The 19075-nt window shown below is 74.9% G+C and carries 17 protein-coding genes; 11 read left to right on the plus strand and 6 right to left on the minus strand.

Going from position 1 to position 19075, the window contains the following annotated elements; genetic code table 11:
- Positions 1–30 precede the first annotated feature (30 nt).
- Positions 31–543 carry a universal stress protein gene (locus A4V12_RS04270; RefSeq protein WP_199831216.1) on the minus strand — a complete coding sequence of 171 codons (513 nt, stop codon included), beginning with the start codon at positions 541–543 and terminating at the stop codon, positions 31–33.
- Between the two features lie 148 nt (positions 544–691).
- Between A4V12_RS04270 and A4V12_RS04275 the strand changes: the two genes are divergently transcribed.
- On the plus strand, positions 692–1039 hold the full coding sequence (locus A4V12_RS04275; RefSeq protein ID WP_064067991.1) for a helix-turn-helix transcriptional regulator: 348 nt from the start codon (positions 692–694) through the stop codon (positions 1037–1039).
- A gap of 92 nt (positions 1040–1131) precedes the next feature.
- Here A4V12_RS04275 and A4V12_RS04280 read toward each other — a convergent pair whose 3' ends face one another.
- The gene (locus A4V12_RS04280; protein WP_064067850.1) at positions 1132–2004 is read right to left on the minus strand and encodes a universal stress protein; all 873 of its coding nucleotides are present in this window, start codon (positions 2002–2004) and stop codon (positions 1132–1134) included.
- Between the two features lie 282 nt (positions 2005–2286).
- On the opposite strand from A4V12_RS04280, the gene A4V12_RS04285 reads away from it, so the two are divergent.
- From A4V12_RS04285 to A4V12_RS04315, 7 genes are all read left to right on the plus strand, one after another.
- On the plus strand, positions 2287–3225 hold the full coding sequence (locus A4V12_RS04285) for a universal stress protein (protein ID WP_064067851.1): 939 nt from the start codon (positions 2287–2289) through the stop codon (positions 3223–3225).
- A 312-nt stretch (positions 3226–3537) separates the two neighbouring features.
- On the plus strand, positions 3538–4275 hold the full coding sequence (locus tag A4V12_RS04290; protein ID WP_064067852.1) for an ABC transporter ATP-binding protein: 738 nt from the start codon (positions 3538–3540) through the stop codon (positions 4273–4275).
- Between the two features lie 2 nt (positions 4276–4277).
- On the plus strand, positions 4278–7214 hold the full coding sequence (locus A4V12_RS04295; protein WP_064067853.1) for an ABC transporter permease: 2937 nt from the start codon (positions 4278–4280) through the stop codon (positions 7212–7214).
- 321 nt (positions 7215–7535) lie between these two features.
- Positions 7536–8606 (plus strand): zinc-dependent alcohol dehydrogenase family protein, encoded by a 1071-nt coding sequence (locus tag A4V12_RS04300; RefSeq protein ID WP_064067854.1) that lies wholly within the window; start codon positions 7536–7538, stop codon positions 8604–8606.
- A 78-nt stretch (positions 8607–8684) separates the two neighbouring features.
- Complete coding sequence (locus tag A4V12_RS04305; RefSeq protein ID WP_064067855.1) at positions 8685–9608, plus strand: universal stress protein; 924 nt, start codon at positions 8685–8687, stop codon at positions 9606–9608.
- Positions 9601–10188 (plus strand): hypothetical protein, encoded by a 588-nt coding sequence (locus A4V12_RS04310; protein WP_234372073.1) that lies wholly within the window; start codon positions 9601–9603, stop codon positions 10186–10188. The genes A4V12_RS04305 and A4V12_RS04310 overlap by 8 nt, the downstream gene beginning before the upstream one ends.
- Complete coding sequence (locus A4V12_RS04315; protein WP_234372074.1) at positions 10185–11870, plus strand: FAD-dependent monooxygenase; 1686 nt, start codon at positions 10185–10187, stop codon at positions 11868–11870. The genes A4V12_RS04310 and A4V12_RS04315 overlap by 4 nt, the downstream gene beginning before the upstream one ends.
- A gap of 21 nt (positions 11871–11891) precedes the next feature.
- Here the strand turns inward: A4V12_RS04315 and A4V12_RS04320 are convergent, their stop codons facing one another.
- Complete coding sequence (locus tag A4V12_RS04320; RefSeq protein WP_064067857.1) at positions 11892–14576, minus strand: bifunctional acetate--CoA ligase family protein/GNAT family N-acetyltransferase; 2685 nt, start codon at positions 14574–14576, stop codon at positions 11892–11894.
- A 174-nt stretch (positions 14577–14750) separates the two neighbouring features.
- Between A4V12_RS04320 and A4V12_RS04325 the strand changes: the two genes are divergently transcribed.
- Positions 14751–15635 carry a universal stress protein gene (locus A4V12_RS04325; protein WP_064067858.1) on the plus strand — a complete coding sequence of 295 codons (885 nt, stop codon included), beginning with the start codon at positions 14751–14753 and terminating at the stop codon, positions 15633–15635.
- 154 nt (positions 15636–15789) lie between these two features.
- Entirely contained in the window at positions 15790–16464 is a 675-nt protein-coding gene (locus A4V12_RS04330; RefSeq protein WP_107415319.1) for a CBS domain-containing protein, read from the plus strand.
- Positions 16465–16497: 33 nt separating this feature from the next.
- Here the strand turns inward: A4V12_RS04330 and A4V12_RS04335 are convergent, their stop codons facing one another.
- A complete protein-coding gene (locus A4V12_RS04335) occupies positions 16498–16947 on the minus strand; it encodes a universal stress protein (RefSeq protein WP_064067859.1) in 450 nt (149 codons plus the stop codon).
- Positions 16948–17010: 63 nt separating this feature from the next.
- Positions 17011–17556 (minus strand): flavodoxin domain-containing protein, encoded by a 546-nt coding sequence (locus A4V12_RS04340; RefSeq protein WP_064067860.1) that lies wholly within the window; start codon positions 17554–17556, stop codon positions 17011–17013.
- A 183-nt stretch (positions 17557–17739) separates the two neighbouring features.
- Here A4V12_RS04340 and A4V12_RS04345 point away from each other — a divergent pair, with 183 nt between their 5' ends.
- On the plus strand, positions 17740–18480 hold the full coding sequence (locus A4V12_RS04345) for an SDR family NAD(P)-dependent oxidoreductase (RefSeq protein ID WP_064067861.1): 741 nt from the start codon (positions 17740–17742) through the stop codon (positions 18478–18480).
- Between the two features lie 115 nt (positions 18481–18595).
- Here A4V12_RS04345 and A4V12_RS04350 read toward each other — a convergent pair whose 3' ends face one another.
- A complete protein-coding gene (locus A4V12_RS04350) occupies positions 18596–18982 on the minus strand; it encodes a DUF302 domain-containing protein (protein ID WP_064067862.1) in 387 nt (128 codons plus the stop codon).
- Positions 18983–19075: the final 93 nt, after the last annotated feature.

A 19075-nucleotide genomic window follows, 5' to 3' on the forward strand; every position in this document is an offset into this window, starting at 1 on the left:
TCGGACGGCGGATCGCGGGCCGGACCGCGCTCACGTGGCGGCGGGTGATCGCAGAGGGGGACGGGCCGCCGGGGCGACCGCGTGGACGAAGGGGCCGCCTCGCAGGGCCGCGGCTTCGATCAGGGTGAACGCGTCCAGCCCGTCGGGGCCGCGGCGGGCGGCCACCACGTCGGGGGCACGGTGGCGGGTGGCGAGGGTCAGCAGCCGGCCGGCCGCCGCCAGCCGCGACCCGTCGCGGGCGGGGGGACGGAAGACCTCGGGGATGTGGCCCAGGTGGAGCCGGCCGATCCTGGGCATCACGCGGGCGAGGACCGCCCGGACCGACGCGGAGTGCGGGCCCGTGGAGGAGTGGCCGACGTGCGGGGGCAGCACCACGATCAGCAGCAGGGGAACGCGGCGGGACGCCGCCATCCGTGCGGCCGTCTCGGCCACCGCCACATCGTCGGCGCGGTCGGTCAGCACGGCCGCGACCGGTCGGACCAGTGCGGCCCGTGCGAGGCGAGGGGCGCGGTCCTGATGGCTGTGGGGGAGCAGTCGGGTCATGGCGTCGTCCGCCTTCCTTGACCGGAGGATTCCCTTCCAGCGTCACCTCCGGCCCGACATGCGTCAAGAATTACGCGAAAAGTTTTTCGCTAATAAAGCTTCGTGCGACGGGATGTATATGCGAAGCCGAGTTCGTATGGTGGAGTTCATGAGCAGCTCATCGGCACGCAGCGACCAGTGGACGTTCCTGACCAACCACGCGCGGGTGCTGCTGTGGATCGCCCGGGACCCGGAGATGCGGCTGCGGGACGTGGCCGCCGGGATCGGCATCACCGAGCGGGCGGTGCAGATCATCGTCGCGGACCTGGAGGCGGCCGGGTACCTCACCCGCACCCGGGTGGGGCGCCGCAACCGCTACACCATCGACCCGACCGTGGCCCTCCGCCACCCCTCCGAGGCCGACCACCCCGTCGGTGACCTGCTGAGCGCCTTCCTCCACCGCGAGGACACGCCGGACGCCGCCCCCGCCGAGCCGGAGGCGGCCGTACGGCCGTGATCGCGGCCCGCGCGGCCCATACGCGGGTACGGGGCCTCGCGGACATCGCCCGCGCCGCCCCGACCGTGACGACTGCCCGGAGCCCGGACGGGTCAGTCGTGCGGGACGACCGCGACGGGGCACGGGGCGTGGTGCAGGGCGGCGTGCGCGACCGAGCCGATGCGGGTGCCCACCGGACCGCGGCGCGCCCTGCGGCCGACCACCAGCAGCTCCGCGTCCGACAGGGCCGACAGGAGCACCTGCCCCGCGCTGCCGATCTCGACGTGCTCGGTCACCGGGACGTCCGGGTACCGCTCCCGCCACGGCGCCAGGGCCTCCGCGAGCGCCTTGCTCTCGAACGGTTCCAGCCCTCCCGCCTCGTCCGCGAGGCGCATCGAGCCGGGGCTGTAGGCGTAGATCGGCGGCAGGGTCCAGGCCCTGACCGCGCGCACCGCCGCGCCACGGGCGGCCGCGGCCTCGAAGGCGAAGCCGAGCACCGCGTCGCCGTCCTGCGGCGTGCCCTGCTGGCCCACGACCACCTCACCGCCCGCCGGCCGCACCTCCCGGCCCTCCCGGGCACGCACGGACACCACCGGGCGCGTCGAGGCGGCGATCACCTGCTGCCCGTACGAGCCGAGGAGGAAGCCCATGAGCGCGCCGTGGCCCCGTGAACCGAGCACCAGCATCCGGGACTTCTCGGCTTCCCTCAGCAGCCCGGTGACGGGCGTGTCCTGCACCACCTCGGAGGTGAGCGCCAGGTCCGGGTAGCGTCCGGCGACGCGTGTCACCGCCTCCCGCAGCACCGCGTCGGCCGACGCGGCCTGCGTCTCCCTGTCCTGCACCACCGGCACGTCCAGCGGCTGCCACAGCCAGGCGTGCACCACGTGCAGGGGTACGCCGCGCACCACGGCCTCGCGCGCCGCCCAGTCGACCGCGGCCAGGCTCTCCGCGGATCCGTCCACTCCTGCGACGATGGCACGGGTCATGGGGGATGCCTCCATAGGATTCCACGGGCACGGCCGCTCCGGCCGGCTCTCCGTGCCCTCAGCTTCGCCGGGACGCGGTCTTCCCGCCGAGGGCCGGTCGGCCCTCCCTCCCCGCCGTTCGGGCCCCGGTCGCTCGCCGCCGCTCGCACCACCCGGGCCCCGAGGACCACTGTCCCCCGGGAGGGACCTGTGGCCCCCTGTGCGGGCGGTTCACGGCCGACCACTGTGAGGAGCGCGATTCGGCCCTCTTCCCGTATGACCCCTTCAGCCAAGGAGCCCTCCATGTCCTCCACCGTTCGTGCCGTCATCGTCGGCCTCGACGGATCCCGCGAGAGCCTCGCCGCCGTGGACTGGGCCGCCGAGGAGGCCCTGCGCCGGGAGGTGCCCCTGCGCCTGCTCCAGGCGTGGTGCGGCGACGGTGACCCGCGCACGCTCCTGGTCGACCCGGTCGTGGCGCGCGGCTGGGGCGAGCGGACGCTCGGTACGGCGGAGAGGCGGCTGCGCCGGCGCCACCCGGCCCTGGAGGTCGAGACGGAGTGGACTTCCGGCGACCCCGTTGAGGAGCTGTGCGCGGCCGGCGACGAGGGCGAGCTGCTGGTGCTCGGCTCCCGCGGCCTGGGTGGCCTCGCCGGTTTCCTGGCCGGGTCGGTCTCCCTGGCCGTGCTCGCCCGGGCGCGGCGCCCCGTCGTCCTCGTACGCCCGCAGCACCGCCCGGCGGCGGCCGGTCCGGACGACAAGGACGACCGGGACAGCCGGGACGGCCAGGCTGGTCCGGCCGGTCCGGTGGTTGCGACGGGGGAGGTCGTGGTGGGCCTGGACGTGGCGCGTCCGGGTGACGAGGTACTCGCCTTCGGCTTCGCCGCGGCCGACCGGTACGGCTGCGGCCTGCGGGTGCTGCACAGCTGGGCCGTTCCGGCGATCTGCGGGCCGGACATGGGGGGCGCCCTGCCGCTGCTGATGACGGAGGTCGCCCAGGACGCGCGCCGGGCGCTGGACGAGGCACTGGCCCCGTGGACGGACAAGTACCCGGGTGTCCCCGTCGCCCGCGAGTGCCACCAGGGCCGGCCCGCGCAGGACCTCGCGTCGGCCGCGCGGGAGGCCCGGCTGGTCGTGGTCGGCCGCCGGAACCGCCGCGGCCGGATCGGCACCCACATCGGTGCGGTCACCCACGCCGTCATCCACCACTCCGCCGCCCCCGTCGCCGTCGTGCCGCACGACTGACCGCACCACCGGCGGGCCGGCACCAGCCGCTGCCGGACAGTGCCGCCGGTCCGCCGCCCGCGCCGCTCCCGCACCGCGCCTGCGGTCCGGACACCGGCGGTCACCCGGTCCCGCCGCCCGGACCTTCACCCGACCCCCGGCACCCGTCCGGCCGCCCGGCACCCACGGTCCCGCCGCCCGGACCTTCACCCGTCCCCCGGCACCCGTCCGGCCGCCCGGCACTCACCGGTCGCGCCCCAGCAGGGCCCTATGGCCCCCGTGGGGGCCGTGCGGCTCTGGTGCGGGGCGCCGGTACGGGCCTCGTATGGACACATGGACACTCATCAGCCACTTCTCCTCGCGACGGGGGTGCGGAAGGTCTACCGGACGGGATCCGTGGCGGTGCCCGCCCTCCTCGACCTCGACCTCACGGTGGGTCCGGGCGAACTGGTCGGCGTCATGGGGCCGTCCGGGTCCGGGAAGACCACCCTGCTGAACTGCCTGTCCGGCCTGGACGACATCGACGGCGGGCGCGTGGTGGTCGACGGCCACGACCTGTTCGCCATGTCGGACGCCGCCCGCACCGAGCACCGGGCCCGGACCATGGGCTTCGTCTTCCAGGCGTTCAACCTCATCCCGGTCTTCTCGGCCGTCGAGAACGTCGAGCTCCCCCTGCTGCTCGTCGGCACGCGGCCCCGCGAGGCCAGGCGCAGGGCCGTGGACATGCTGGACCGGGTCGGGCTCGGCCACCGCACCGACCACCGGCCCAGCGAGCTGTCGGGCGGCGAACAGCAGCGGGTGACCATCGCCCGCGCCCTGGCGGGCCGCCCCGCGATCGTGTGGGCGGACGAGCCCACCGGCAACCTCGACAGCGCCATGGCCGCCCAGGTCATGGACCTGCTCTGCGAGCTGAACCGGGACGAGGGCCAGACGATCGTCCTGGTCACCCACGACAGCGCCATCGGCGACCGCGTCCCCCGGCTGATCCGTATGCGCGACGGCCGGCTGGTCGACGACGTCCGCCGGCCCGTCGCCCTGTCCGGCACCACGGCCGACCCGCCCAGGGGCTGACCATGTATCCCGCCCTCCTGGCCCCCCTGCTCGTCATCCTCGCCGCGTCCCTCGCGGCCCTGCTGCTGGTCGCCGTCAGACAGCCGGTCTCCCGCCGGCTCGCCTTCCGCCAGATGGCCCGCCGCAGGACCGAGGCCGCCCTGGTGATCAGCGGATCCGTGCTCGGCACGGCCATCATCGTCGGAGCCCTCGTCGTCGGGGACACCCTGAATTTCTCGGTGCGCCAGGAGGCGTACCGGACACTCGGCCCGGTCGACGAGCGGGTGATCACACCGCCCGGTCCGGCCGGACGCGCCGCCGTCGACCGGCTGGGCGCGCTGGCCGCCGACCCCGACGTCGACGGCGTGCTGACCGCCGAGGCCACGCAGGCCGCCGCGATCAGCCGGCCCGGCGGCCGGCCGGTCGCCGAACCACGGGTCCTCGCCTGGCAGGTGGACTTCCCGGAGGCGTCCCGCTTCGGGGCGGCGGGCGGCGACTCGGGGCTCGACGGCGCCGACCCGCGGCCGGGCCGCGTCGTCCTCAACGACCCACTGGCCCGGTCCCTGCGCGTGGGTGCGGGGGAGCCGGTCACCCTCTACCTGTTCGGGACACCGCACACGTTCCGGGTGGACCGGGTGGTGCCGCAGGAGGGTTTGGCGGGCGTGGGACTGGGCGGCAGGCTCACCCGTGACGCGTTCCTGCCGCCCGGCACCCTCACCGCCGCCGCCCGCGCGGCGGGAGCGGAGCCGCGCACGGTCACCTTCGTGTCCAACCGGGGCGGCGTCGAGGGCGGCGACGCGCTGACCGGCACGGTGACGGCGGACATCCGCGAGGCGCTCGGCCCGCTCGCCGGCCAGTCGGCGATCGAGACGCCGAAGCACACCGTCCTGCGGGACGCCAAGGCCGCCGGGGACTCCCTGGGAGCCCTCTTCCTCATGATCGGCAGCTTCAGCATCATCGCCGGGGCCCTGCTGCTGGTGAACATCTTCGTCATGCTGGGCGAGGAGCGGAAACCCCAGATGGGCATGGTGCGGGCCGTCGGTATGAAGCGCTCGCGGCTGATCGGTTCCTTCACGCTCGAAGGGGCCGCCTACGCACTGCTGTCCGCGCTGCCCGGCGTCGCCATCGGCGTCGGCATCGGCTGGGGGGTCGCCGTGATCGCCGCGGAGATCTTCCGCGGCTGGTCGGTCGGCGGGAGCAGCATCGACATCGTCTTCGCCGTCACCCCCACCAGCGTGCTCAACGGGGTGGCCATGGGCCTGCTGATCGCCTTCGCGGCGATCCTCGCGACGACCGTGCGGATCAGCCGGTTCAACATCATCGCCGCCATCCGGGACCTCCCGCCCGGCACGGGCCGGGCACCCGGCCGCAGGCTGCTGATCGTCTCCAGCACCCTGGCCGTGCTGTGCGCGCTCGCGGCCGTCCCCGCCGTCGCGCGGAGCCAGGCCGAGCAGACCTACCTCCTGCCCGCCCTCGCGCTCGCCTTCGCCACGCCCGCCCTCCTGCGCGTGCTGCCGAGACGCACGGCCACCACGCTGGTGGCGGGTGCCGTGCTGGGCTGGACCCTGCTGGCGCCGGTCGTCCGTCCCCGCATCTTCGACACGCCGTCGATGTCCGTCTACGTCATCCAGGGCAGCCTGGCGGCGTTCTCCGCCGTGTTCCTGGTCAGCGAGAACCAGAAGACCCTGCTGCGGCCGGTACGACGGCTGCTGGAACGCCCCTCGGAACCCGGCCTGGCGGCACGGCTCGCGGTCGCCTACCCCCTCGCCAAGAGGTTCCGCACCGGTGCGACGCTGGTGATGTACACCCTGATCGTCTTCGTGCTCGCCCTGCTGACCCAGATCTCGGGCGTCCTCAACGCCAGTGTCGACAGCGCCGTCGCCGATGCCACCGCCGGATACTCCCTCCGGCTCGACTACAACGCGCAGGTCGCCGGGGACCGGCTGCTGACGGATCTCCGGCGCGGCCCCGCGGCCGACGGGACCGCCGCCGTCACCCCGCTGCTCAACGCGAGCGGCCGGGCCACCGATCCCGGGCGGCGCACCGGCCAGCCGCTGGACACGGCGGTCGTGGGCGTGCCCGACGGCGCGATCACCAACATCGCCTTCCGCGAGCGGCTGGCCGGGCTGCCCGACGACGCCGCCGTGTGGCGGGCCCTCGCCGCCGACCCGCGGTACGTCGTCGTCGACGCGTTCTTCGGCAGCACCGGAGGCCCCGCCGGCGACTACTACGACCCGGGGGACACCCTGGCCGTGACCGACCCGCGCACCGGCCGCACCGAGCGGAAGACCATCGCCGGAGTCCTCGCCAACGGCATGGTCTTCTACCCGGGCACCGGCGCCAGTTCGACGGTCTACCCCGTCGTCATGGGCGAGAACGGCATGCGCGACCTCTTCGGCGCACAGGCGCAGAACGCCTCCGCGCTCGTCAGGACGGGCCCCGGGACGTCTCCCGAGAGCCTGGCGACCCGGCTCCAGGGCGAGTACCTCTCGTCGAGCCTGGTCGCCACGCCGATCGCGTCCGACGTACGGCAGCAGTTCGACTCCAGCACCGCCTTCTTCCGGCTGATGCAGGGCTTCCTGGCCCTGGGCCTGCTGGTGGGCGTCACCGGCCTCGGCGTGGTCATGGTCCGCGCCGTACGCGAGCGGCGGCGCACGATCGGCATACTGCGGGCCCTCGGCTTCAGGGCCCGGACGGTACAGCGCTCCTTCCTGTGGGAAAGCGCCTTCATCGCCGTGGAGGGCATCGTGCTGGGCTCCGTGCTCGGGGTGCTCACCACCTGGCTCATGTACCGCAACAGTGCGGCGTTCGAGGGCCTGGAGGGAGGGTTCCCCATCGAGTGGGCCAGCATCGGCGTGCTGGCGGCCGCGACGTTCGCCGCGTCCCTCCTGGCCACCGTCGGACCGGCGCGCCGCGCGGCCGCCATCCGCCCGGCCCTCGCCGTCCGCGTCTCGGAGTGACACGGGAACCGGTCGGGTCGCGGCACCGGCGGCGGTACGCCGGACCGGGCGGCACCGGCACCACGGGGGCCGAGCCGCCCGCCGGTTGCGCCGCCACGGGTCGGCGGGACCCTGGAAGGGACCACACGGGCCGTAACCCGCGTGAGGTCGCTCCGGCCGGGGGCCGCCCCCCGATCCTCCGGGCACGCGGCACCGCCCGCCGGACGGCCGGTGCCGGAGTGGCCCGTCCGCCCCCTTCCGGGGGCCGACCGGCCCCAGCGCCCGGGGGCGTGGCGGCGGGACCGTGGTGGTGTACCGCCAACAGGAAGGCAGGGCGACGTCATGAAGGCACTGGTGTTCCACGGACCCGGACAGACGTCCTGGCAGGACGTTCCCGACCCCGGCATCAAGGACGCGGCCGACGCGGTGATCCGTGTCGAGGCCGTCACCATCTGCGGTACGGACCTGCACATCGTCAAGGGCGACGTGCCCGAGGTGACCCCCGGAACGGTCCTGGGCCACGAGGCGGTGGGCGAGGTCGTGGAGGTCGGCGGCGACGTCCGCACGGTCCGCCCAGGCGACCGGGTGCTGATCTCCTGCATCGCCGCCTGCGGCCGCTGCGGGTTCTGCCGGGAGAACCGGTACGGGCAGTGCCGGGGCGGCGGCGGCTGGGTGCTCGGGCACCTCATCGACGGCACCCAGGCCGAGTACGTCCGCGTCCCCTTCGCCGACCTCTCGGTGCACCCCCTGCCGAGCGCCGTCACCAGCGAGGACGCGGTCCTGCTGGCGGACATCTTCCCCACGGGCTACGAGGTCGGCGTGCTCAACGGGCGCGTACGGCCCGGGGACACGCTCGTCGTGGTCGGGGCCGGGCCGATCGGACTCGCCACGATCGCGACCGCCCGGCTCTACACGCCCGGACGGATCATCGCCGTCGACCTCGCGGAGTCCCGGCTCGAGGCCGCACGCTCGATGGGCGCCGACGCCACCGTCAGCGCCACCGAGGACCCGGAGCAGCTGGTCCGGGACCTCACCGACGGCCTGGGCGCCGACGTGGTGGTCGAGGCAGTCGGCGTACCGGAGGCGTTCGAACAGTGCACGCGCATGGTCCGGCCCGGCGGCCACGTCGCCAATGTCGGGGTGCACGGCAAGCCGGCGGCGCTCCACCTCGAAGACCTGTGGATCAAGGACGTCACGATCACCACGGGCCTGGTGGACACCCACTCCACCCCGCTGCTGCTGCGCATGATGGCGGCCGGCCGGCTGCCGGCGGCATCGGCGATGGTGACCCACCGGTTCGAACTGGCGCAGATGGAGGAGGCGTACGAGGTCTTCTCCGGCGCCGCGCACACCGGGGCGCTCAAGGTGGTGCTGGGCGGCCCCAAGCACGACGAGATCAGTGTGGCCGCCTGACGGAGCCCGTCACCGGCGCCACCACCGGGTGGTCGCCGCAGCACCCCCGTACGGCCGCGACGTCACCCGGAGGCACACATGAGCAGGACGATCACCGTAGGCGTGGACGGCTCGGCGGAGAGCAACGCCGCCGCCGCGTGGGCGGCCCGTGAGGCGGTGCTCCGGGGCCTGCCCCTGACCCTGCTCCAGGCCGGCTACGAGCCGGCACCCCGTACCCACCTGCCGGAGATCGACGTACCGGCCGAGCGGGAGGACCGGGCGCTGGACTTCCTCGGCAACAGGCTCCTGGCGGACCACTCCGACCTGCGTCTCGTGCCCCACCGGACCGCGCAGGCGCCGGTCCCGGCCCTGCTGGAGGCGGCGGAGTCCTCCGCCCTGCTGGCCCTCGGGTCGCAGGGGTTCAGCAGTCTGGAGGGTTTCATGGTCGGGTCGGTGGCACTGGACGTCACGGCCCGGGCGCGGGGCCCGGTCGTCCTCGTCCGCGCCGGCGAGCGGGCACGGGACGAACGCACCCCCTCCGCCACCATGTCCCCGGAGGCGCCGTTCCTCCCCGTGGTCCTCGGCCTCGACCTGGAGCACCCGGGTGAGGAACTGCTGACGTTCGCGTTCGAGGCGGCGAAGGCGAGGGCGGCGTCGCTGACGGTCGTGTACGCGTGGAAGGCGCCCGTCCCGCGCCCCCACGGCCGGACCGACGACCCGCCGCCACCGGCCGGACCCGGCGACACCCGCAACGCGGTGCGGCTCTCCCTCGCCGCCGCACTCCGCCCGTGGCGCGCGAAGTACCCGGGGGTGGCCGTCACGGAACGGCTGGCCGAGGAACGCGCCGCCCACTGCCTGCGCCTGGCCGGCGAGGACGCGAGCCTCCTGGTCGTCGGCCACCGCGCCGACACGGGCGCCCGCCTCGGACCCGTGACCCACGCGATGATCCACCACGCCGCCTGCCCGCTGGCCGTGGTGCCGCACACCTCCCAGGACGTCCCCGCCGGAGGCCACCATGGATGAGCAAGGACCCCTTCGCCCGCAGGAGGCGTGGCCCGGCGTGGCCGCGTGCTTCCTCGCCACGCCCGCGCTGCTCGTCCGGGGCCTGATCCACCTGCCGGAGGAACGGCTGGGCACGAGGATCCGGTTCGCCGACGGCACCTCGGCCCCGGTGTACCGGGAGACCCGCCTCGGCAGCGGCCTGGCCAGGGACCCGTGCACCCTGGTCGTCGCCTTCCGGCTGCGCCTGGTCGGCGGGGCCGGCCACACCGCGTTCCGCAAGGAGAGCCTGCTCAACACCCCTCTGTTCGTCGGCTTCCCGGGCTTCGCCTCCAAGCTGTGGCTGGCCCACGACGAGCGGAACCGCTACCGCGGCGTGTACGAGTGGGACGGTACCGGACGCGCCGAGCACTACGCCCGGTCCCTGTGGCGGGTCCTGGCGCTGGTCAGCGAGCCGGGATCCATCCGGTACACCGTCCTGCCCGGGCTGCGCCGCGACGACTTCCTCGCCGGCACCGGAGAGCTGGGCACAAACACATGGCCGGGCGCGGACCCGGGACGGGACGGCTCCGAGGAGTGGTGGCGCGTCCAGGACACGCCGTGACGGAACCGGTGGACGTCCTCGTGGTCGGGGCCGGCCCGACCGGTCTCACCCTCGCGCTGCAGGCCCACGACCACGGCGCGGGTGTACGCGTCGTCGAGCGGCGCCCCGAGCTGTTCCGGCCCTCCCGCGCGCTCATCCTGCACCCCCGCACCCTGGAGACCCTGCGCCCCCTCGGTGTCACGGACGCCCTGCTGGGGCTCGCGGACACCGCCCCCTCGGCGCGTCTCCATCTCGGCTCCCGCGTCGTGGAGGCCGGCCTGGCGGACCTCGCCCTGCCCGACACGGCCTTCCCGCACCTGTCCCTGATACGCCAGACGGACGTCGAAAGGGTGCTGGCCGGTGCGCTGGCCGACCGCGGGGTGGAGGTGGAGCGGGGGACCGAGCTGGTCACCGTGCGGGAGGCGAAGGACGGGGCGTACGCCGTTCTGCGCTCGGACGGCGGCGCGGAGGAGATCCGGTGCTCCTTCGTCGCCGGCTGCGACGGCCCGGACAGCACCGTGCGGGCCTGCGCCGGTGTCGGGTGGCACGGCGGGCCGTACGCGGTCGAGGCGGTCCTCGCCGATGTGGAACTCGCCCGCGAGCCCGACGGCGCCTCCCCCCCCCGCCCCGCCCCTGAGCCCGGACCCGCCTCCGGCCGTACCACCGCCTCCGCCCCCACCAGGGTCGAAGCCTTCGCGGGGCGGCAGGGACTCCTGCTCCTCTTCCCGCTCGGGGAACAGGCCGCCTGGCGCCTGCTGGCCACGCGGGCTCGTGACCCCGGCCACGGTTCCGTACCCGGTCCCGGTGATCCCGGTGCCCGGCCGGTCTTCGGCCGGCCCGGCCCCGCCGTCCCCCTGGCCGAACTGCGGCAACTCCTGCGCGACGCGGGATCCGACGCCCGCATAGAGCGGCTCGCGTGGTCCGCGCGGGTACCGCTCCAGTACCGTCTCGCCGCCTGCTTCCGCCGGGGGCGGCTCTTCCTCCTGGGGGACGCGGCGCACAACTACTCACCCGCCACCGGCCAGGGCATGAACGCCGGCATCCAGGACGCGGTGAACCTGGGCTGGAAACTCGGCTTCGCGGTGGGCGCCGGCGACGGCGGACCGGAGGGCCGGCCCGACGGCGACGTGCTGCTCGACTCGTACGACCGCGAGCGCCGCGCCGCCGCCCGCCGGCGTCTGCTCCTGACGCACACGGCGTTCTGGGCGGAGGCGTCGACCGGACGCGTCCCCTCCTGGCTGCGCGGCGTCGTGGCGCCCCACGGCGCGCCCGCCGTGCCCGTCCTCCTGGAGCGGCGGCGACTGGTCGCCGAGGGCGTGCGGGTCATCTCCCAGCTCCGCGCCGGCTACCGGCACAGCCCCCTCTCCGTGACGGGCACACCCCGCCTCCGGGGCGCGCCCCGCCCGGGGGACCGCCTGCCGGACGCGACCGTCAGCACCGGCGGGCCTCCCCGGCGGCTGCACCACCTGCTGGCCCGCCCCGGTGTGCACCTGCTGCTGCAGCGCGACGCCGACCCGCTGCCGGACGCGGTGGCCGGACCGTACGTCGACGTGCTCCGGCTGGCGAGCAGCCCGGGGCAGGGGCTGGTGGCCGTCCGCCCCGACGGCCACGTCGGCTACACGTGCGCGGTCGTCGACCCGGCCGCGCTGAAGGGCTGGCTGGCCCTGATCGGCGCGGCCGCACCGCCGCCGGACCTGCCGTGACCCCGGGCCGGCGGAGCCTGCTCAGCGGAGCCTGCGCAGATACGGGTCGACGGGCAGGGCCGGCCGCAGCCGGACACGCGCGTCCACCACGACGACCGACTCCCGCCGCGCCAGGACGGGGTTGAAGTCCAGTTCGGCCAGCTCGGGCAGGTCGGCGGCCATCCGCGACAGCCGGAGCAGCACCTGCTCCAGGCCCGGCACGTCGACCGGGCCGCCTCCCCGGTGACCGAACACCAGCGGAGCGCAGCGCGGCGCCCGCATCAGCTCCCGCACGTCCACGTCGGTCAGGGGCGCGAGCCGCGCCGCGTGGTCGGCGAGGACCTCGGTGGCGGTACCGCCCAGTCCGAACAGCACCAGGGGACCGAACACCGCGTCCTGGACGACTCCGGCGAACAGCTCGGTGCCGCGACCCGCGAGCGGCTGCACGACCACGCCGGTCATCCGGTCGCCGAAGCGCCGGGCCAGTGCCCGGTAGCCGCTGCGCACGTCCTCGGCGCCGCGGAGGTCGAGGACGACGGCCCCGACGGCGCTCTTGTGCACGAGCCCGGGCCAGTGCGCCTTCATCACCACGGCGCCGTCGGCCCCGGCCAGCCGCTCGGCCGCCCGGACAGCTCCGTCCTCGTCCGCGGCCCAGGCCCACGGGGACAGCGGGAACCCGTAGTGGCCCAGCAGCTCCGCCGCCGTCGCCGGGTCGAGCCAGCCGCCCTCGGGATGATCCCTCAGATGGCGGGCGACCACCCCGCGCGCCGCCGCGCTGTCGACGCCGGCCGGTTCCGGGACCGTTCCGGCGGGCCGTGCCAGCCACCGGGCCCGCGTCACCGCGTGCGCCAGCGCGCGTGCGGCCTCCTGGGCGTCACCATAGGCGGGTACGTGGCCGCCCTCGCGGACCGGCAGCAGCTCGACCCGGGTGCTCTGCGACGGCAGGACCGCAACCACCGGTCGGGCCGGGGGCGACGGCCGGTGGAGCACAGCGCCCACCAGGTCGTCCCCCACCGCGGCGGCCACCGCGGTCGGCACCAGGACCACGAGCACGGTGTCGACCTCCTCGCACCGCGACAGCCGGTCGACACAGCGCCGCATCCGGTCCTCGTCGACCGCCGCCGTCGTGTCCACCGGGTTGGCGGCGCTCGCCCCCCGCGGGAGGTCTGCCAGCAGGTCCGCCGTGGTCGCTCCGCTCAGCTCCGGCACGGTCAGCCCGGCCTCGGCACAGGCGTCGGCCGCGAGCACGCCCGTGCCGCCCGCGTTCGTCACCACCGCCACACGGTCACCGGCGGGCAACGGCTGCGCCTTCAGCAGCGCGGCGGTGTCCAGGAGTTCGCCGATGGTGCGGGTGGCGATGATGCCCGCCTGGGTGAACAGGGCCCCGCGGGTCATGGTCGGGGAGGCGGCGGCCGCGGTGTGGGAGGCCGCGGCTCTGCGCCCCGCCTGGGACCGGCCCGCGTCGACGGTGAGGACGGGCATGGCCCCGGCGACCCGGCGGGCGGTGCGGGAGAACGCCCGGGGGTTTCCGAACGACTCCAGGTGCAGCACGGCGAGATCGGTCCGGCCGTCGGCCTCCCACCACCGCAGCAGGTCGTTGCCGCTGACGTCGTACTTGTCGCCGAGCGACACGAACGTCGACACACCGATCCCGAGCCGGGACAGGCCGTCGAGCACCGCGATGCCCACACCCCCGGACTGGACGGCGACACCGGCCGTGCCGGGCAGCGGCGGCCCTGCGGCGAACGTGGCGTTGAGCCGGACGTCCGGCGCGGTGTTGAGCAGCCCCAGGCAGTTCGGCCCCACCAGGCGCATCCCGCGGCGGCGGCAGTGGGCCAGCAGCTCCGCGGCCTCCTCGCGGGTGAGGCCGGCCGTGAGCACCAGCAGCGCGCGCACGCCCGACTCGCCGCATTCCCCGGCCACCCGGGGCACGGCCGGTGCCGGAACGGCCAGGACGGCCAGGTCGGGCACGTACGGCAGCGAGCTGACCGAGGGGTGGCTGGGGACCCACTCGATGATGTCGGCGTGCGGGTTGACGGCGCGGAGCAGGCCGGCGAAGCCGCCTGTGCGCACGCCGCGCAGGACGGCCCGACCGACGGAGCCCGGAGTCCGCCCGGCCCCGACGACGACGACCGACCGGGGCCTCAGCAGGGGCCGCAGACTCGCGACGTCGGCGACGAGCGCCCGCCGGTCCGTGGCGGACAGGTAGGCGTCGGTCGGGGTCAGGTCGATCGTGCAGCGGACCTCGGGCCCGTCGAAGTGCCGTCGTGTACGCAGCCCCAGGTCCGCGAAGACCTCGAGCACCGCGTGGTTGGCGGAGAGCGCGTCGGCCGTGAACACGGTGATGCCCGCCCCGCGTGCCGCCGCGACGAGGTGCTCCAGCAGCAGTGTGCCCAGGCCCCGGTGGTGCTGGTCGTCCGCGACCGCGAGTGAGATGTCCGCCGCCGTCGTGCCGGGCTCCCGCGAGTAGTCCGCGATGCCGATCACCCGGTCCCCGGCCTCGGCCAGCAGCGCCCGGTGGTCGTCCCCCGGTCCCTCCGCCACCCGGGCTGCGGCCAGCTCGGCCGCACGGCGCCCCGACGAGAAGAAGCGCAGACGCCGGTTCTCCGGCGACATGGCGTCGTAGAACGCCAGCACCCGCTCGGCGTCCCCGGGAACGGCGGGACGGATGCGCACCGTGGCACCGTCGGTCAGCAGTGCGTGGGTGAACGGCTCGGCGGTCGTCATGATCCGGCCCTCCTCCGGAGTGCTCCTCTCCAGCGTGCGTCGCCGGACGGCGGGGAGCGCGGGCCGGGCGGGCAGGTTTGGGGTCCGACCGGCCCTGCCCGTCGCGGCCACGGGGACCGATCCTGAGAGCAGGACCCGTCCCGAGCGGGACCGTTCGACCTGTGGTGAGAGGCGGTGGGGACCATGGAGGCGCCCCTGGTTGTCGGCGTGGACGGTTCGGACGCGAGCTTCCGGGCGGCCGACTGGGCGGCGGACGAGGCGGTACGTCACGGCCTTGTGCTGCGCGTGGTGTACGCGTCGCTGTGGCAGCGCTACGAAGGCGCCGCCCTCGCGACCGGTCTCGGCCGTCCGGACGGGCAGGTGTTCGCGGAGAACGTCGTGGGAACGGCCGCGGAGCGCATCAGGCGGCGTACCCCGGACGTCAAGGTCGTCACGGACGTCGTCCCCCAGGAGGCGGTGAGCGCGCTGCTGGAGGAAGGGCGGCACGCCTTCGCCCTCGTCACCGGCTCCCGTGGCCGGGGGGACATCGGCGGCCTCCTGCTCGGTTCGGTGAGCCTGGCCGTCGCCGCCCGGTCGCACTGCCCGGTCGTCGTGGTGCGGGGGGACAGGGCGGGACTGGCGGGGACGCACGAGCGGATCACCCTCGGCGTCGGGGACGCGGACGTCGATGCCGCGGCGGTCCGGTTCGCCTTCCACGAGGCGGAGCTGCGGGGCTGCACCCTGGACGTGGTGTGCGCCTGGCGCCGCCCGGCCCACGAGACCGCGGCTCACCCGCTTCTCGCGGGCGACCCCGCCCGCTACCACGAGGAGCGTGCGTCTGCCCTGCTCGACCGGGCCTTGGAGGCGGCGGTGCGCGACCATCCGGACGTCCGGGTCAGGCGGGCCACGGTCGAGGGCCCGGCCCGCAAGGTGCTGCTCGACCGGTCGGCCGCGGCCGACCTGCTGGTCGTCGGTGCCCGGCGCCGGCACAGCCAGTTCGGCATGCAGCTGGGCCGGGTCGCGCACACGGCCCTGCACCACGCGGCCTGCCCGGTCGCGGTGGTCCCGCGCACCTCGTGATGGGTGCCGGAGGTCCCGGCGGTCCCGGCGGGACGCTCCGGGCCGTACGGCGGTCCACCCGGCCCTGTCGGGCCGCGCGCGTGCCGGGCACGCTGGTGGTGAGGCACCGTCCTCGTCGTCGCTCACCGACACCCCCTCCCGAAGGGAGCAGGCCGTGAACCGCCGATCACCGCACACCGTCAACGACGTGATGACCTCGACCGTCGTCGCGGTGGGGCTGGACGCCCAGTTCAAAGAGATCGTGGCCGCCATGAGGAAGTGGCGGGTCACCGCGGTGCCCGTCCTGGAGGGCGAGGGGCGGGTCGTGGGGGTCGTGTCGGAAGCGGACCTCCTGGCCAAGGAGGAACTGCGCGACGAGGAACCCACCTTGACCGGCCAGAAGGACCACCTGGCGGTCTACGCCAAGGCCGGTGCCGTCACCGCCCGGGACCTGATGTCCGCCCCGGCGGTCACGGTCGCCGCCGGCGCCACGCTGCCCCGGGCCGCCCGGCTGATGGCGGAGCACCGGGTGAAGCGCCTGCCGGTCGTCGACGAGCAGGGGATCCTCAAGGGCATCGTGAGCCGGTCGGACCTGCTCAAGGTTTTCCTCCGGACGGACGACGACCTCGCCTCCGAGGTGAGGCGCGACGTCGTCGACCGCTTCTTCCCCGTCTCGCGCGGCGGGATCCGGGTGGACGTGGACAAGGGGTGTGTGACGCTCACCGGTTCGGTGCGCGACGCCACGCTGATCCCCGTCGCCGAGCGCCTGACACGGTCCGTGGAGGGTGTGGTGGACGTCCGCTGCGACCTCATCGCCCCCATGGTGGTGGACGCCGCGCCGGAGCGGTGACCCGCGGCGGGGAGCCCACCCGGGTCCGTCTGCTCACTTCCCCTTGCCGGGCGGACGAACGACGACCACCGGGCACGCGGCGTGCTGGGCGCAGCGCTGGCTCACCGAGCCCAGCATGGCCCGGGCGAAGCCGCCGCGGCCCCGGCTTCCCACCACGAGGAGTTCAGCCCCTTCGGAGGCGCGTACGAGGATCTCCGACGGGTCTCCGCGGACCAGTTCCTCACGCACCTCCACCGGTTTGTGGTCACCGAAGACCGTCCGGATCTCCTCGGCGAAGCCACGGCGGGCCTGCTCCAGGTCGAAGCCGGGCTCCGTGGCGGGCCCCACCCACCCGGCCTCGGAAGGCGTGTCCCAGGCGCATACCGCCTCCACCATGCCGCCGATGAGCTGGGCATGCCGGGCCGCCCACCGCAGCGCTTCCTGTGACGACGCGGAGCCGTCGACCCCGACCACGACGCGGGGAACCGATCCACTGCCTGCCATTGTCGTCAACCCTCTCACCGGAGCCGATACCCCTTCACGTTCACGCTGCACGGGCCGGCCGGACTATGCCAAGCCGGACTGCTCCGTCCGGTCGGCCCGGCCCTCCAGTTCCCGGCCGATGCCGGCCGCCCACGCGTCGATCCCGGCCCAGTCGCGGAAGTCCCCGTAACGGCAGCCGAGCAGGTGGAACAGGACCGCGCCCTTCCGGCCCAGGTGCCCCCGCCGGACGACGCCGGAGAAGCGGCGGTGCTCACGCGGGTGGACGAGACCGACGAGCCGGGCGATGCGCGGCTGCTCGGCCCTGGCGGCGAGGGACCGCAGCGGTCCGGGCAGGGCCGCAGTCATCCCGACGCTGAACATCCACACCGCCCGGTCGCCCAGGGCGCCGGCGTGCGCGCGGACGAAGGCGTCGGCGGCGGGCAGCCAGGCGCCGTCGTGAACGGCGCTGCCGATCACCACGGCGTCCGCGGGCGGGATGCCGGGCTCGTCGAGCGGCAGCTCGCGCACTCCCGCACTGTGGCCGCGCTCGGTCAGGCGGGCGCCGATCCTGGCGGCGATCTGCTCCGTCGAGCGGTGCTCGGACGCGAAGACGATCAGCACGGATGCCATGACACCTCCCGGATCGCCCAGTCTGGCACCGCCGGGTGGCGGGCGCCGTCCGACGCGTACGGGCCCGCGAAGTGCCCCGTTCGGCCCCCGGTGAGGGCCGTTCACCCCCTGGCGGGGGCGGTGTGCCGGGGGGAGCGTCGGAGTGAGGACACGCGGTCCTCATCCCACGCGGAGGAGGGCGTCATGAAGCGACTGAGCGGCAGGACCGCCGTGGTGACCGGCGGTGCGCGGGGCATCGGCGCGGCCGTCGTCCGCACCTTCGTGGACGAGGGCGCACGCGTCATGATCGTCGACGTCCTCGAGGAGGAGGGCGAGGCCCTGCGCGGGACGATGGGGGACGCGGTCCGGTTCCGCAGGGCCGACGTGACCAGCGGTGCCGACTGGTCGGCCGTGATCAGCGAGACGGAGCAGGCCTTCGGTCCGGTGTCCGTCCTGGTCAACAACGCGGGCATCGTGGAGTTCGGTGCCATGGACGAGACGGATCCGCAGGTGTTCCGCCACGTCGTCGACGTCAACCTCTACGGTCCGTGGCTCGGCATGCGCACCGCTCTGCCGTCGATGCGACGCGCCGGTGGCGGTGTGATCCTCAACGTCTCCTCCACGGCCGGACTGATGGGTTACGCCAACCTGGGTGCGTACGTGGCGAGCAAGTGGGGGCTGCGCGGCCTGACGAAGACGGCCGCCCTGGAGCTGGCCGCATCCGGTATCCGGGTGTGCTCCATCCACCCCGGTCCCATCACCACTCCCATGACCGAAGGCATGGACGCGTCCGTGGCGGCGGAGCAGCCGATACCGCGCTTCGGCACACCCGAGGAGGTGGCCGCCATGGCGCTGTACCTGGCGGCGGACGCCACGTACTCCACGGGCTCGGAGTTCGTGATCGACGGAGGAGCGACGACCGGGAGCATGGTCCTGGCCGACTAGGGAGTGTCCGGAAAGTATCGGCGACCGACGACAACGCCGCGAGGGCGCGTGCAGGGCACCGCGACCCAGGCGAGACTTCACGGACACGACCTGGGGCGCCGGCGGCCGGGGCCGTTCAGGTCAGCGAGGCGAGAGCGGCGTCCAGCCGTGCGGTGGCCTCCGCGGCGACCGGCTGAAGGGCCGGCAGGCCGGTGAGCGTGACCATCGTGTCCGGGTCGAGCGCCTGGACGAGGGTCGTGTCTCCGTCGCGGCGTACGACGACGTTGCACGGCAGGAGCAGGCCGATGGCGCGGTCGGCCTGGAGAGCTCGCTGGGCAAGGGGCGGATTGCAGGCGCCGAGGATCAGGTAGTCCTCCATGTCGTGGCCGAGCTTGGCCTTGAGGGTGGCCTTGACGTCGATCTCGGTGAGGACGCCGAACCCGTGGTCGCCCAGCGCCCGGCGGACCGCGGCGACGGCGGTGGGGAAGTCGGCGGCCAGGCGGACGGTGCGGTCGTAGCGCATGAGGAGCCTCCGGAAGGGCGTGGTGGTCCATGTGTACCTCCGCGGGCGACCCGCCGCCCGCGGGGGCGGACGGGGCGCGCCACGGCAGGCGCT

Source organism: Streptomyces noursei (genome assembly GCF_001646665.1).
GTDB classification, from domain to species: domain Bacteria; phylum Actinomycetota; class Actinomycetes; order Streptomycetales; family Streptomycetaceae; genus Streptomyces; species Streptomyces lavendulocolor.

Coding starts and splice junctions, on each gene's coding strand:
- A4V12_RS04270 (WP_199831216.1), bottom strand. CDS start 543: ATGACCCGACTGCTCCCCCACAGCCATCAGGACCGCGCCCCTCGCCTC.
- A4V12_RS04275 (WP_064067991.1), top strand. CDS start 692: ATGAGCAGCTCATCGGCACGCAGCGACCAGTGGACGTTCCTGACCAAC.
- A4V12_RS04280 (WP_064067850.1), bottom strand. CDS start 2,004: ATGACCCGTGCCATCGTCGCAGGAGTGGACGGATCCGCGGAGAGCCTG.
- A4V12_RS04285 (WP_064067851.1), top strand. CDS start 2,287: ATGTCCTCCACCGTTCGTGCCGTCATCGTCGGCCTCGACGGATCCCGC.
- A4V12_RS04290 (WP_064067852.1), top strand. CDS start 3,538: ATGGACACTCATCAGCCACTTCTCCTCGCGACGGGGGTGCGGAAGGTC.
- A4V12_RS04295 (WP_064067853.1), top strand. CDS start 4,278: ATGTATCCCGCCCTCCTGGCCCCCCTGCTCGTCATCCTCGCCGCGTCC.
- A4V12_RS04300 (WP_064067854.1), top strand. CDS start 7,536: ATGAAGGCACTGGTGTTCCACGGACCCGGACAGACGTCCTGGCAGGAC.
- A4V12_RS04305 (WP_064067855.1), top strand. CDS start 8,685: ATGAGCAGGACGATCACCGTAGGCGTGGACGGCTCGGCGGAGAGCAAC.
- A4V12_RS04310 (WP_234372073.1), top strand. CDS start 9,601: ATGGATGAGCAAGGACCCCTTCGCCCGCAGGAGGCGTGGCCCGGCGTG.
- A4V12_RS04320 (WP_064067857.1), bottom strand. CDS start 14,576: ATGACGACCGCCGAGCCGTTCACCCACGCACTGCTGACCGACGGTGCC.
- A4V12_RS04335 (WP_064067859.1), bottom strand. CDS start 16,947: ATGGCAGGCAGTGGATCGGTTCCCCGCGTCGTGGTCGGGGTCGACGGC.
- A4V12_RS04340 (WP_064067860.1), bottom strand. CDS start 17,556: ATGGCATCCGTGCTGATCGTCTTCGCGTCCGAGCACCGCTCGACGGAG.
- A4V12_RS04345 (WP_064067861.1), top strand. CDS start 17,740: ATGAAGCGACTGAGCGGCAGGACCGCCGTGGTGACCGGCGGTGCGCGG.
- A4V12_RS04350 (WP_064067862.1), bottom strand. CDS start 18,982: ATGCGCTACGACCGCACCGTCCGCCTGGCCGCCGACTTCCCCACCGCC.